The sequence below is a fragment of the Flavobacterium hydrocarbonoxydans genome (assembly GCF_009789235.1).
Taxonomy (GTDB): domain Bacteria; phylum Bacteroidota; class Bacteroidia; order Flavobacteriales; family Flavobacteriaceae; genus Flavobacterium; species Flavobacterium hydrocarbonoxydans.
The window spans coordinates 186,024-200,566 of sequence record NZ_WSTB01000010.1 but is presented as its reverse complement, the minus strand read 5'-3'; the positions used below and the strand labels follow the sequence as shown (position 1 = coordinate 200,566).

The following is a 14,543-nucleotide window of genomic DNA, read 5'->3' as shown; positions in this document are numbered from 1 at the left end:
TGATAATAATGAACTAACTTTTATAATTAGGTAATTATGTATTATTCGTTAGAAAGTGAATAAGGAAAATCTTTTTTGGATGTACCTCTTCTTTTATTAGGATCTGCACCCATTTCAAAATCTATAGTAGCGCCTTTAAGTAATTCTGAATGGCTTAACCAGTTTTTAGTGTCGGTCTCTCCGTTGTATTTCATACTTTGGATATACCTATTCTGCGCGCTGTTCTCAGGAGCATTGATGAATACTTCCTTTCCGTTTTGCAGTTTCAGTGTAATGTTTTTGAATAATGGAGCCCCAATAACATACTGATCGCTTGCAGGAGTTACGGGATAAAAGCCCATTGCCGAGAACACATACCAGGCCGATGTTTGTCCGTTATCCTCATCTCCACAATAACCATCAGGCGAAGAATTGTACATTCTGTTCATGGTTTCTCTTACCCAATATTGAGTTTTCCAAGGTTCTCCGGCATAATTATACAGATACGTCATGTGCTGAATAGGCTGGTTTCCGTGTGCATATTGCCCCATATTAGCAATTTGCATCTCTCTGATCTCGTGAATTACACCACCGTAATAACTTTCGTCAAAAACAGGAGCTAATGAAAACACTTTATCTAATTGATCAACAAAATCTTTTTTACCACCCATAAGATCGATTAACCCTTGCATGTCATGAAAAACAGACCAGGAATAATGCCAGCTGTTTCCTTCTGTAAACGCATCTCCCCATTTGAAAGGGCTAAAAGGTGCCTGGAATTTACCATCTAAATTTTTCCCTCTCATTAGATTATTCTGAGGATCGAATAGGTTTTTATAGTTTAAACTACGTTTTTTATAGATATCTGTTTCAGCTTTAGGCTTGTTTAAAGCAACACCCAACTTATAAATAGCAAAATCGTCATAAGCGTACTCTAATGTTCTTGCCGCATTTTCGTTGATACCAGCATCATACGGAACATATCCTAAAGTATTGTAATAATCGACACCCAAGCGCCCTACAGCTCTTAACGGTCCTGCATTATTGGCTCCGTGAATTACGGCTTTGTAAAGGTTTTCGATATCCGGATTGTTTTTGGTTTCGCTTTTTAGATACGCTTCAGCTACAATAGATGCCGAGTTGTTTCCTACCATAATATCACGTAAACCTGGGCTTGCCCACTCTGGCAGCCAGCCGCTTTCGTTATAAGCATTGGATAAACCTTCCTGCATTTGCTGATTGAGTTCAGGATACATTAAGTTCAGGAAAGGATATAAGGCTCTAAAAGTATCCCAGAAACCAGTATCTGTAAACATATAACCAGACAATACTTTTCCGTTATACGGACTGTAGTGTACTACATTTCCTTTAGCATCATACTCATAAAACTTTCTTGGAAAAAGAAGTGAACGGTACAGACTTGAATAAAAAGTAGTGAATTGTTCAGCTGTTCCTCCTCCTACTTTGATTCGGCTTAACTCTGTATTCCATACAGTTTTTCCTTTTTCTTTTAGTTCATCAAAATCGTTTTTGCCAATTTCCTCCAGGTTTCTTTCAGCCTGTTCATAACTAATAAATGATGAAGCTACTTTTGCATTTACTTTTTCTCCTTTTGCAGTTTTAAAACCAATAACAGCACCAGCATGATTAGCTTGTTTTTCTAAAGCATCGGTTAGCGCATTGGTTACAGCATCACCATCAAAAGTTTTGTTTACTGTAAATTTTTTATCAAAAATAATCACAAAATAATTCTTGAAATTCAAAGGAACTCCACCGCTATTTTTGGTTGTATATCCTATAATTTTATTCTCATTTGGAATTATCTTTACATACGAACCTTTATCAAAAGCATCGATTACGATATAAGCCTCATTGGTTTCCGGAAAAGTAAATCTAAACCTTGCCGCTCTTTCAGTAGGTGCAATTTCTGTAGTTACATCATGATCTGCAAGATATACGCTGTAGTAATAAGGCGTAACCGTTTCGGCTTTGTGCGAAAACCAGCTTTCTCTTTCTTCTTCTTTAAAACGTAGTTTACCCGTAACCGGCATAATCGAAAACTGACCGTAATCATTCATCCAGGGCGATGGCTGATGCGTTTGTTTGAATCCTTTTATTTTGGTTGCGTCATAGGTATATGCCCATCCGTCGCCCATTTTACCTGTTTGCGGCGTCCAGAAATTCATTGCCCAAGGCATTGCAATTGCCGGATATGTATTACCGTTAGAAAGATTATGATTAGAATCTGTACCGATCAAAGGATTAACCCAGTCAACAGGATTTTCAACATTGTTTATTACACCTTCCTGCGCCGATACACAGTGAATGGCAAAAAAGAATGCAATAGAATTAATAATGATTTTTTTCATAATAAATTAGACTGTTTTCTTAATATTTAAAATCTCTTATAACTCATTTAAAAGACTTTTAAAATTAACAATAAATTAGTTTGTTTTTTGAATTAGTAAAGTAACTTCAATTTAATTATAAATAGAAAAGCAAACATACTAAAACGTTTTAGTAATACCAAAAATAATATTTAATTTTTTTTTAGTTTCAATAAAAAAATAACATTAAAATTCTGAATACTATAAGTTTTGATCATTTTCTTTAATAAAGTAAAGCTCGGAAAAACATCAAGGATTATAAAATTAAATTATTATTCATCTCAATGTTTGTACAGATTAATAATTATTTGAGAGGATTTGAATTCACTCCCTCGTGTGTGATTTTGACTGGCTTAATAAAGCCATTTTCATCAAAAAACATTTCTTCGATACAGGTTTCTCTTGAATTTCCGTCCGTTTCTGTAAGTGGTCTGCGATGGTAAACAATATAATATTTATCCGAATCCGGAGCTTTAATAACCGAATGATGTCCAGCTCCTCTGGCAACCTGAGAATCCTGTTCTAATATTTTACCAATTCTTTTAAAAGGCCCCATTGGAGAATCGGCTATAGCGTAGGCTACACAATAGTCCGGTCCTGTCCAGCCGCCTTCTGACCACATGAAGTAATATTTATTGTTTCGGATAAACATAAATGGACCTTCGACATAATTTTCAGGAGTAATTTCTTTGAAAACTGTTTTGTCCTTAAATGGAACAAAACCGGTAAAATCAGCTTTTAGCTTCGCTATGTTGCAATGTCTCCAGCCTCCGTAAATTAAGTAACACTGACCGTCTTTGTCTCTAAAAACAAACTGGTCTATTGGCTGGGCTCCGTTATAAAATTTATCAACAAGCGGTTTTCCCAGATAGTCTTTGTAAGGTCCTTCAGGTTTTGAAGCTACGGCAATACCAATTCCGCCAATTTCATTATCGCTCTGAATGTCGTTGGCACCAAAAAACAGGAAGTATTTGTTTTTATTTTTAATGATAGAAGGTGCCCATATAGCCTTTTTGGCCCATTTTACGGCTGTAGTATCTAAAATTCGGGAATGTTTTGTCCAGTGTGTCAGGTCTGGAGAAGAAAAAGCATCCAGAAAAACCTGATCTTCATAAGGAGCAGAAAAGGTGGGATATATCCAGTAGGTTTTATCGAAAATTATTCCTTCAGGATCAGCATACCAGCCTTTAAAAACAGGATTATTGCTTTTTGCTTCAGCAGTTGTAGTGCTTTGTGCAATTGTTTTGGAACAAAAAAGTATAAAAAAATACAATAGGATTTTTTTCATCGTGGTTTGTTTTGGATTTCAATTAATAAACAAACTTACTAAACCGTTTTAGGAAAACCAACATTTATTTTTAGATATACATAATTTTAGGGTTAATAAAAAGGGATTATTATAATATAAAGATTGTTGTAATGATGAATTGACAAAGATTCTTGTAAATTATAAAATTAAAATTAGACTGGATGCAGGAGCATTTTTAGAAATCTGAAAGTTTGGCTTCGATTACTTTCTTATGAAAATGACTGCCCTAGCCCTGATAGAAGTGGAAATCCTTTTGTGCCGGGGTTCGGCACAAAAGATTGTAACGGATAGCAGGAAACAGCTCCTGAACCTTTTCTATGTTTTGATATTTTTTAGCATGCAGATCCGGCAGATTTACAACTAAATTTATACTATACTAGTTGAAAATTGGAATTTGGAATTTAAAAAAATTGTTATTTTAAATCCTACTAAACTTTTGAACCCGATGATTCTCTGATTTTTAATTCGGCCTGAAGCAAGATGTTTTTAGTAGGTTCTTCCTTGATGTCTTTGCGTTTTAAGAGTGGTAATAAGAGTTTCATCAGTTCATTACTAATTTCGACTAATGGCTGAGATACCGCAGTAATGGTGGGGCTATAGATTTTAAAAAGTTCGTTATCATCGAAAGTGATAATACCTAAATCCTGAATTAATTGAGGATCGGTTTCTTTAAAAAATTCCAGTCCTGTTTGGGTAAGATAGTTGGTAGCAAAAAATACCGCATCTAAATCTTTGGCTTCCACCATAAAATTTTTGATGAATGTTTTTGCTTTTCCATCGCTGGTTTCGTTATAAGGAATCTTAAGTATTTGAGGTTTCAAACCATTGTTTATTATGGCTTTTTCATACCCTAATAAACGATCCTTCATTTGAGTCTGATCAGAATCGGTGGTGATGAAACCGATGTTTTTAAATTGATTTTGTATCAGATGTGTCGTTGCATTAAAAGTAGCCTCCTCATTATCGATTACAACACTATTGCAATCTAATCCGGCAAAATATCTATCTAAAAGTACGACCGGAATATTCTCCTCGATTAGTTCTTCGATAGTGCTTTTTATTCCCGGAGACGGAACAATAATAAAACCATCGACCTGACGATTCTTAAACAAACTGATCAAGTCTATGGATTTTTCGTCGTCGTTTTCGTTGCTGCAAAAAATCACTTTATAGCCTTTATCATAAGCGATATCCTCGATGATACGGGCTAGTTTAGAGAAGAAACTATTTGATATGTCTTCGACCATAAAAACCAAAATTTTTGATTTTCCAGTTCTAAGACTTTGTGCAATCTGGTTGGGTTTGTAGTTTACGGCTTTGGCATAATCCAGCACCTTTTGCGTTAACTCTTTAGAAATATGTTTTTCTTTCGCTTTTCCGTTTAAAACAAAAGAAACAGTGGTAACTGAAATGTTAAGATTTGCTGCAATGGTTTTTATAGATACTGTTTTTTTCTTCATTCGTAAAGCTTATAAAATATATTAGATTGTTTTGCTCAATGCTTTTTATTTTGACTAAAAAAACATTGAGCATATAACTGCATCAAATATAATAAAAGTAATGGTAGGAGTTTAATAATAAAAACGCAACGACCAATAGTATTTTTACAACTGCTAAAGCGTGTATTATCTGCCAAAATCGTCTTGCAGGCGCACAATATCATCTTCGTCTGAAGGGTTTTCAGGATCAGTATGCTGCCAAATTTCGGCTACGATACCCCATGAATCCAAACCAATTAGGCGATGACGCTCCCCTTTATCCATTTGTATAAAGCTGTCTGCAACCAATTCTTTGAGTTCACCTTCCTGATCTGTGTCGCTGATTTTTACGCCCACTGGTCCTACCAGAACTTTCCAGATTTCGGCTCTTCGAAAATGATATTGCCATGATAATCGTTTATTAGGTGCAACAATTAATATTTTTGGACTTAATTTGTTTGTAATCTGGATATCCGACATATTGAGATGTGGAAAAAATTTAGCGGCAAATGCAGCTGCCTGACTTTCATCCAACACAAAAAAACCTCCCCATGGTCTGGATTGATCTTGTGACGCTACTGTAAAATTTTCAGCTGCAAGAAATTTGGCAATTTCTTCGAATACAGCTGGTTTTTCTAAATTATCAATGTTATTAATATTCATTTTTATGATTTTTATGATTGTATATTTTCCTTAATTTCATTAAAAATTAGGAAGTTCTTCTTTTATTCTTTCCCAAAAAACTTCGTTAAACATATAACTTGAGCCTACAATACTGGACTCTTCGGTATTGTCTAAAATCGTAACCGAAATGGTCGTTCCGGCTGCTTCCCATTTTTGAAGTACTTGCGGTAAAAACAAATCGTGACATTTTGCAATATTTCCTCCCAGTACTAACGAATCTGCTTTGAAACTGTGTATATATGGCAATAAAAAATCACTTAGGTTCTGTGCAAATTCATCAAAAATCTGAGCAGAATATTCATTTTTTAAACTGGCAATTTCCTTAACGCCATCCTTACTTTTTTGTCCGCTGTATTGTTCGTATTTCTGTAAAAACCATCTCGTCGAAAAATAAGCATCGGCTATGCTGTCCTGAAAAGTTTTATCCCAAAGACAGCCGTTTTCAGGCACACCTGCACCATTTACGACCGGAATAACATCATTTAAAAATGAGGCTCCAAAACCGGTTCCTAAGGTTATGGCAATTACTTTTTTATTTGCTCCGCCGTCTTTCTGTCCTAAAGCACTTCCTATTCCAAATGAAGTCGCATCATTTAAAAACCTAAAAGTTACGTTCTTGTTATCTAAATATCTTATTAAATCTTCCGGAATATTTACATTATATAACGATTCGTATTTATCATTTCCTTCGAACATTGCAGTTCCTGTTTCGTATTCAAACGGCCCTGGCATTGAAAAAGCAATTCCAATGGTGTCATCCATCGTAACTTCATTAAGAGTCTGATTGATAATTTCAGCCCATTTTTTCAGGATTATTTCTTTAGAAGCTTTGCTGTCCACTGCGCCTCTAAACCAAGTTCCGTCAATTATTTCAAGGGTTTCCTTGTTCACGGCTGCACTACTAATATGACTGCCTCCTATATCTATTCCTATTATTATCGACATTTTCTAAATTATTTATATTTAATATTGGTTGCGTTATTGTTCTTTAATTGAAGTTTCCCATCCTTCATAATTTGCATTTATCAGTGGTTTTTCCGAAGCTTTAATTTTCAGTTCACCACCTTTCCTAATTTCGTCCTGAGTAATCCAGTTTCTGTTTAATTTTTTTCCGTTTAAGGAAATTCCGTTCAGATAAATTGCTTTTTCAGTGAAATTTTCAACGGTTATTTTTAGAGGATGATTGCTCTTTTCGTTGATTATCACGTTTTGAAACAACGGCACATGAAGGTAATAAACCGGCCACCCCACGCACGCTGGTGTAATTCCTGATGCCGCCATAACAAACCAGGACGACATAGCCCCAGCATCATCATCCATTGTTCGCAAAAATGCTTTTGGATTGTTCTGATAGATTCGGCCTACGTACGGATCAATGCCACGGCTGTTATCATTAAAATAAAACTGCGTTACGGTATCAATGGCAATTTTGCGCATTAAAGCTTCACTTTTGAAAGCTTCTTTTGTAGCAAAATACAATCCTGGGGCCTGAATATCAGTTTCGTTTGCATGATTGTAATAATCCTTATTGAAAAACTCATCTAACTGATTTATAAATTTTTCTTCACTGCCACAAAGTTCTTTTAATCCTTTTACATCATAAGGAACCAGCCATCTGTACTGCCAGATTGTTCCCTGATACATTTTTCTGGCCGACATCTGATCTACATCTTTTTGGGTGAGGTCTTCAAAATCCTTCTTCCAGTATTTTTTATAATCTAAAGCTTTATTGGTGTAAAAATCAGCTTTTTCAGTATTTCCTGTTTCTTTGTAAATTTGGCTTAATGCCCAATTGTCATAAGAGGATTCAAGTGCTTTATCTGGCGTAGAAAAATCTAATTTTGCGTTTTCTGCGACTAAAGAATCCAGAATACCTTTTAACGGAACATCATATCCTTTTCTGAAAGCATCCAGCAAAACGACTACAGCATGCTCTGTTCTAACCGTTTGCGAAGGCTCGTTCTGAGTCGAAAAATCCTGTTTGCCATGGCGATACAAATCGGCTAATGACCAGGCGATGTCTTTATATTCCTTTGGATACGCCAATGACAACAAAGGAAGCTGCGTTTTATAATTATCCCAAACTGCCCATCCGTTGTAAAAAACATTTTCGGATTTGTTAAGTGTTCCGTCAATTGACCTATAGGTTTTATCTTCTTCAGAAATTACAAATGGTGACTGCAGCGTACGGTACAATAACGAGTAAAAAAGTTTCTTTCTTTCGGTATCTCCTTCAATTTTAATTTGAGATAATTTTTCATCCCAAACCTCAGCTGTGTTTTTCTTTAAATCTAAAAAAGAAGCTCCCAAAATAGATTGTTTTGCATGTGCTGTATCAATGGATGAAAATGCAACCCGCAACTCAATATCTTTAACTCCTTTTGGAAATTTAGCCAGATATTGATGTGTTCCTATTTTTTCCCAGACCAAAGGCACATTGGCTTCCAGTGCATAAAAAATCTTATACGTCCCGCGGCTACAAGTGGTTCCGGACTGAATGAAACCTTCGAGATTATTGGCAATAATTTCATGTTTTTCATCTACAAACCGCCCAACAAAAGCATAACTTAAATCGACATAGATTCCGTTATTATCGCCTTTGAAAGTGTAATGATGCATGCCGAGATTTTTATTCACTGTAAATTCGGCATTGATTCCGTTTTCAAAAGAAACTGCGTAATATCCAGGGCTTCCTTTTTGGCTTTTTTTAATCAGCTTTTGACTGGAATCCCAATTTCCCTGAAAAGGAGTAATTAAAAGATTTCCACCATCACCCTGACAACCTGCACCCTCCATCCTGTTATGTGTAAAACCAATAAATTCTTTGGCATAATATTCATAACCTGTATGAGTTCCCGGATAGGTTTGAGGACCAATACTCATCATCCGAAAAGGGTAAGAAGCAGCAGGAGATAATTGTCCATGGTCGCCGGAAGTTCCTAAAAATACATTTACGAACTTACCGGGACTTTGTGCATGGACAAATCCCGATAAAAACAAACACCAAAAAAGATGTTTTACTGTAAAACTGCTACTTTTCTTAAACATTATGATAAAGGCGTTTCGGAAATCTTTATAATTAGTCTTTTTTTATTTTTTTGTTAAAGAAAAAGGACGATCCGTGTCTTTAGTTCCTCTGGTTTTGTTAGGCGTGTTTTTCATCTCCAGTTTGAATGTTCCTCCTTTTGTCAAATCGCCGTAGGTTAAAAAGTTTTGTGTGTACTCCTTACCGTTTAAGGTTGCCGAGTGGATATACACATTGTCTTTATTATTGTTTTTAGCTTCGATGACAAACTTTTTACCATTCTCTAAATTGATCGTTGTTTTTGCAAAAACAGGGCTCCCTAAAACATACTGATCAGTTCCTGGGCAAACACTGTAAAATCCAAGTGCGCTTAACACATACCAGGAAGAAGTTTGTCCCTGATCTTCATCACCAGGATAACCATTTTCTGTCGAATTGTATAATTTTTCCATAACGTCACGTACATGAAATTGTGCTTTCCAGGGTTGCCCTGCATAATTATACATATAAATCATGTGCTGAATAGGCTGGTTTCCGTGTGCATATTGGCCCATGTTGTCAACTTCCATTTCGGTCATTTCGTGAATTTTACCACCGTAGGTTCCTACATTCACTGTATTTGGACTGGTAAAAACAGCGTCTAATTTCTTAGTAAAATTATCATCGCCTCCTGTTAAATTAATCAGACCTTGCGGATCCTGAAAAACCGACCATAAATAGTGCCATGCATTACCTTCGGTAAAAGGGCCTCCCCATTCGTATGGATCAAAATTTTGTTTCCATTTGCCGTTTATATTTTTGCCTTCCATGAAACCATCTTTGGCATTGTACACATTTTTGTAATTGTACATTTGTCTCGAAAATACATCCTGATAAAACTGATTGTTGGTCATTCTTGCCAGTTCATATCCGCAAAAATCATCGTACGCATATTCTAATGTTTTAGCCGTAGCCTCGCCATATTCAGGATACGGAACATAGCCTAATGTAAAATATTCTTTCCAGCCGTGTCTTCCGTTTGAAGGACCTTGCGGGCCTTTATTTGTTGTTTCGTGATAGTAAGCTTTTAATGCTTTTTGAGGATCAAAAGTCCTGAAGCCTTTCGCCCAGGCATCCGTTAAAAGTGAAATTCCGTGGTTACCGATCATACTTCCAGCCTCAGCCGGAAATGACCATGAAGGCAACCACCCAAACTGATCGTAAGCATCTACCAAAGCGCCCACATAACGTCCGTGCATTTGTGGAGACAACAAGGCATTTAAAGGAAACTGAGCTCTGAAGGTGTCCCAAAAACCAGTATCTGTGTACATATAGCCATCGTGTACCTTCACATCATAAGGACTGAAATATACCGGACTTCCGTCTGCTTTTTCTTCGTAGAATTTTCTTGAAAAAAGACTCGCTCTGAACAAGCAGGAATAGAACGTTCTCATTTGTTCTTCGGTTCCGCCTTCAACAACTACTTTACTTAATTGTTTGTTCCAGACTTTTCTGGCTGCCTCTTTGGTATCTTCCAGTTTTTTAAAACTGCCTAATTCTCTTTTTAAATTTAGTTGTGCCTGCTCATAACTAATGTATGACGAAGCGATTTTTACCTGAACAGTTTCACCCTCTTTAAACTGAAGATAAGCCCCTGCTCCTTTTCCTTCAGCAGTAAGATTGCCTGCTGCTTTTTCGCCTTTTCTGTTCTCCCAGGTTCCCTGAGTTTTAAAAGGCTTATCAAATTCAATTACAAAATAATTCTTTAGTTCTTTTACCTGATCAAAACCTTTTCCGTTTTGTACAAAACCAGTAATTTTTCTGTTTTTTACATCAATGCTAACACCACTCATTCCGGTATAACCATCCAGTACAATATAAGAAGCCTGATTTTTAGGGAAAGAAAAACGCATGTGAACGCCTCTTTCTGTTGGCGACATTTCGGTAGTAATATTGTTTTCGAATTGAACTTTGTAATAATGCGGCTTTGCAATTTCATTAGCGTGGCTAAATTTAGCAGCTCTTTTATCTTCGTTCAGTTCTAAAGTTCCCGTAACTGGCATCAAAGAAAAAACAGCGTAGTCATTCGACCAGGAACTACATTGATGCGCCTGCTGAAAACCTCTGATTGTTTCCTTAAAATATTGGTATTTCCAGCCATCGCCATTGTTTCCTGTCTGAGGTGACCAGGTATTCATACCAAAAGGCAAAGCGGTTGTTGGGTATGTATTTCCTTTTGTCAGTTCGTGTTTCGAATTTGTTCCTTGTAGCGTATTGACATACTGAACCAAATCCAGGCTCGTATTTGGTGCCTGAGCTTGAGCTGAAAATTGTGTTATTAAAAAAAATAATAAATACTTAGTATATTTCATGATTCTGATTTTATTCGTAATTAATTTACCATTTCAAACTTACCTGAATGCCTTTACTGCTGTTTTCAAATTTCAGCAGACAGGTTTTACTGTTTTCATCCCAGCTTGTGGTAAATTCTTTTATATTTTGATTGCTGTTACTTTTTCTCAAAATAACTTCCTTTGGTTTAGATGGCAAAAGAATCCGCATAGCATTCATAGTGTTTGAAGGGCTTTTTGTAACAAAAGAATATGTTTTTCCAGAAGATTTCTCTTTATAAACTCTTGAAGCCGCACACAAAACCTGAGGTTTCGTTTTATTCGGAATTCGATCTAAATCGTATAAATAAGCCTGCTCTCCCGGTTGCACTATTTTTTCCTGTAAAACAGGTAATTCCGGGTCAAAGAGATCAATAACATTTCTTTTTATATGCAAAGGTTCGCCATTGGTGCTTTCCTCCATAACAGCCACAATATCATAAGGGCCTCGTTCCAGATAGTAATAATTTTTAAGTTCCAGTTCTTCGTCCGGAGCAATATTATGGTAAGCTGTAGCTACTATATCAAGGAAAAAGCTATCGTTGTCTTTCTTCAGAACCAACTCTTTTGGATTTTCTCGAACCACAAAAACATTTCCTTTTCCGTAGGTATATGTTGTTTTTGAGGATTCTGGTTTTATGTTCATTAATTCAAAAAGATGTTCCGATGGTGCTGCGTAAGTATTTCCGTCTTTGTTCCACCATTCGCTTACTTTTTGAAACGGGTCATCATCTCTTCCGTAATAAACCAACATTCCGCCATCCTTCACCCATTTTGCCAATACTTCATGATTTTTAGCCGATAATGGTTTCATATTGGCATAAGACATGATCAGAATCTTAGTGTCTTTTAAACCTGAAACCAAATCAAGGTTTTCCATATGTACCGTTCCAACCGGAATTCCTCTTTTAAGCAAAGGCATAACCAACCCGTAAAAATTAGAAAGCGAAGGATCCTGATAGTCTTTATGAATAGGAAAACGCTGAAACATTATCGAATTGGCCAATAAAACATTGATACCTTTAGTACCGTTAATTTCATTTTTTGAAAGCGGCATGTTATTCAGTGAATTAATCATCACCTGCATTTGTGTGCCGTAAGCTTTAGAAAGCGGTTGTTTTTCTTGTCCTTCCTCCATTTTAAATTTACCTAAATAAATTCTTGGAGGCCATGGCATCACTTCATAATTTGCCACGGTAGGATACATCAGCTGAGCCGTAAAAGTGGCTTGATAATTCTTTTTATAATCGGCCCAGGTCTGGCTTCTGTCTTCAATTGGATCGGTCAGAAAAAACATTTCCCTACCCGTAGGAGCCGTCATCGAAACCATTGAACCATATTCTAAAAAGGCATTTTCAAAAGTTCTTTCCTTCAATTCTCCATTAAAATAAACCCTTTCTCTGGAAGTTCCTGTCCAAACCTGAGCGATGTAGCCATCCATGTGAGGAAGCTGTGCCAAACTGGCTTCAGGACTTACGATTTCCCAGGAAGCATAATTAATTAAAGAATGCGTTGGTACATAACATTTGACCTTTTTATTAATACTTTTACCGTACGTATGCACGTATTCAAAAACCTCTTTTAAGGCGTTGAAATATAGATCATACTTTAGTTTAGATGATAAATAAGTCGCCTCAGGTGATTCGTCCTGCGCCTGCCATGGAGCCTTATAAAATTTTTGCCATTCTTGTTTAAAGGCATCACTATATCCTGCTCTTGCCCAAAATTCGGGTTCTTCAAGATAGACTGCGGTAACGCCGGCATCGATTGCCTGCTTTACCAAACCTTTTATGTACTTAACATATCCGGCAGTTGGAACTGTGTACGGAACATCCTGACCATGCCAGATAATCTCGCCGTTTTTCATTTTCTGACCTTCGTCAAAATATTCTTTGCCGTCGTATTTTCCTTTAAAATAATCTTTGTACTGACCCCAGGCAATACCAGTCATGAACTGAATGGTATAGCCGTGGTCTTTCCAACTTTTGACCCTTTCCTTAAAATTTCCGCCTGCATCATTTATTCCGTAAACAATGGCGCCATCTGCTCTTACATCGTAAGCGGGACTCCAGGCATCTGCAACCTGAAATACTGTTTTGGGTTCTTTATTTTGCGCAACTGCAAGCGAAGGCAAAGTAAATAATCCGGAAAGGGCAACTATTTTTAAATAACTTTTCATATCAAATTTTATTTCGCAGCTGGCGGTGCGATTTGCATAATACCTACTGCACTACATGCTTCGAAAGACTGAACCGTCAAAACCGGACAAGGAATGTCATAATCACGGAACATGATGTTTCTGTTTTTATCACGGTTACGCCAAGCTACACTTGCATTCTTTTGAATCCAAGGCAAATACTGATCTTGACCCTCATTAACCAAATCCATTAAATAGCGGGCAAAAATAGCTTTTAGGACTCCTTGCTCATTCCAGTCGCCTTCAGCAGGAAGAATTCCTTCTTCGCTTGACATTACATTTTTAGTATAATCAGCAGCTAATTTTGCATCGTTTAAATATTCCGCATCACCTGTTTCTTTGTAAAGTGCAACAGCTGCACCAATACAAGTTCCCTGATTATACGTATAATCAGAAAAGCCCTGATTATTCCCTACTTTATTATCCGCCACACGTCCGGTTGATTTTTGGAATAGATTATTTTTGGACCATTCGTAGATGTTTTTTGCTTTTTCTAAATACGCTTCATCACCTGTAATTTTATACAATTCCATTGCAGCAATAACCGTTGGGTAATTGATACAGGCATTTTTACCTGAATGCTGAAAATCCCAGAACATTCCGCCATCTACAGGATCGTAAGAACCATTCCATACGCGCTCAAAACCAGCGATAGAATTTTGAAGATATTCTTCATTTTTAGTCAATTCATATCCTCTGCTTAACGAAATTACCCACCACATGATATCATCATAAATGAACCATTTTACGGTGTTGTTATAATTAAATCCATCATATTGATTATAAGCCCCCTGATAAATATCATTGACTAATGTCAGGTATTTAGGATCATTAGTACGCTTGTAAGTATCCATAGCAATATCCCAAAAAATAGCCTGAGTCCAGATTGATCCCAATCCTTTTTTCTCAGTTGTGCTGTAATATAATTTGGCATCTGTGTTATAAAATTGCTTATTAAAAGCCTCATAAGCAACTGTCGCATCAGCTGAAGTATAAGGGGTAACATTACTGATATCCGGTTCCCACAACGGTGGGCCGGTTGGCTCCTCATTGTTGCAGCTCATTAAAACAGTACTCATTAAAACCAAATAAATTACTTTTATATTTTTCATGTT

At 36.5% G+C, this 14,543-nt stretch carries 9 protein-coding genes; all 9 read right to left on the bottom strand.

Translation table 11 applies throughout. From position 1 onward, the window contains the following. Window positions 1-41 precede the first annotated feature (41 nt). The gene (locus GON26_RS17145) at window positions 42-2,348 is read right to left on the bottom strand and encodes a GH92 family glycosyl hydrolase (protein ID WP_160375995.1); all 2,307 of its coding nucleotides are present in this window, start codon (window positions 2,346-2,348) and stop codon (window positions 42-44) included. Between the two features lie 322 nt (window positions 2,349-2,670). Next, entirely contained in the window at window positions 2,671-3,654 is a 984-nt protein-coding gene (locus tag GON26_RS17140) for a glycoside hydrolase family 43 protein (RefSeq protein WP_160375994.1), read from the bottom strand. A 449-nt stretch (window positions 3,655-4,103) separates the two neighbouring features. Next, a complete protein-coding gene (locus GON26_RS17135; protein ID WP_160375993.1) occupies window positions 4,104-5,135 on the bottom strand; it encodes a LacI family DNA-binding transcriptional regulator in 1,032 nt (343 codons plus the stop codon). A gap of 165 nt (window positions 5,136-5,300) precedes the next feature. Then, window positions 5,301-5,816, bottom strand: coding sequence for a cupin domain-containing protein (locus GON26_RS17130; protein ID WP_160375992.1), 516 nt, complete (start codon window positions 5,814-5,816; stop codon window positions 5,301-5,303). Between the two features lie 39 nt (window positions 5,817-5,855). Next, complete coding sequence (locus GON26_RS17125; RefSeq protein ID WP_160375991.1) at window positions 5,856-6,782, bottom strand: ROK family protein; 927 nt, start codon at window positions 6,780-6,782, stop codon at window positions 5,856-5,858. 33 nt (window positions 6,783-6,815) lie between these two features. Continuing rightward, window positions 6,816-8,885, bottom strand: coding sequence for a glycoside hydrolase domain-containing protein (locus tag GON26_RS17120; protein WP_160375990.1), 2,070 nt, complete (start codon window positions 8,883-8,885; stop codon window positions 6,816-6,818). Between the two features lie 42 nt (window positions 8,886-8,927). Further along, on the bottom strand, window positions 8,928-11,213 hold the full coding sequence (locus GON26_RS17115) for a GH92 family glycosyl hydrolase (RefSeq protein ID WP_160375989.1): 2,286 nt from the start codon (window positions 11,211-11,213) through the stop codon (window positions 8,928-8,930). Between the two features lie 25 nt (window positions 11,214-11,238). After that, a complete protein-coding gene (locus GON26_RS17110) occupies window positions 11,239-13,410 on the bottom strand; it encodes a hypothetical protein (RefSeq protein ID WP_160375988.1) in 2,172 nt (723 codons plus the stop codon). Window positions 13,411-13,418: 8 nt separating this feature from the next. Continuing rightward, the gene (locus GON26_RS17105; protein WP_160375987.1) at window positions 13,419-14,540 is read right to left on the bottom strand and encodes a glycoside hydrolase family 76 protein; all 1,122 of its coding nucleotides are present in this window, start codon (window positions 14,538-14,540) and stop codon (window positions 13,419-13,421) included. Window positions 14,541-14,543: the final 3 nt, after the last annotated feature.

Excerpts from the sequence above, each read along its gene's own strand:
- GON26_RS17145 (WP_160375995.1), bottom strand. The coding sequence starts at position 2,348 with ATGAAAAAAATCATTATTAATTCTATTGCATTCTTTTTTGCCATTCAC.
- GON26_RS17140 (WP_160375994.1), bottom strand. The coding sequence starts at position 3,654 with ATGAAAAAAATCCTATTGTATTTTTTTATACTTTTTTGTTCCAAAACA.
- GON26_RS17135 (WP_160375993.1), bottom strand. The coding sequence starts at position 5,135 with ATGAAGAAAAAAACAGTATCTATAAAAACCATTGCAGCAAATCTTAAC.
- GON26_RS17130 (WP_160375992.1), bottom strand. The coding sequence starts at position 5,816 with ATGAATATTAATAACATTGATAATTTAGAAAAACCAGCTGTATTCGAA.
- GON26_RS17125 (WP_160375991.1), bottom strand. The coding sequence starts at position 6,782 with ATGTCGATAATAATAGGAATAGATATAGGAGGCAGTCATATTAGTAGT.
- GON26_RS17120 (WP_160375990.1), bottom strand. The coding sequence starts at position 8,885 with ATGTTTAAGAAAAGTAGCAGTTTTACAGTAAAACATCTTTTTTGGTGT.
- GON26_RS17115 (WP_160375989.1), bottom strand. The coding sequence starts at position 11,213 with ATGAAATATACTAAGTATTTATTATTTTTTTTAATAACACAATTTTCA.
- GON26_RS17110 (WP_160375988.1), bottom strand. The coding sequence starts at position 13,410 with ATGAAAAGTTATTTAAAAATAGTTGCCCTTTCCGGATTATTTACTTTG.
- GON26_RS17105 (WP_160375987.1), bottom strand. The coding sequence starts at position 14,540 with ATGAAAAATATAAAAGTAATTTATTTGGTTTTAATGAGTACTGTTTTA.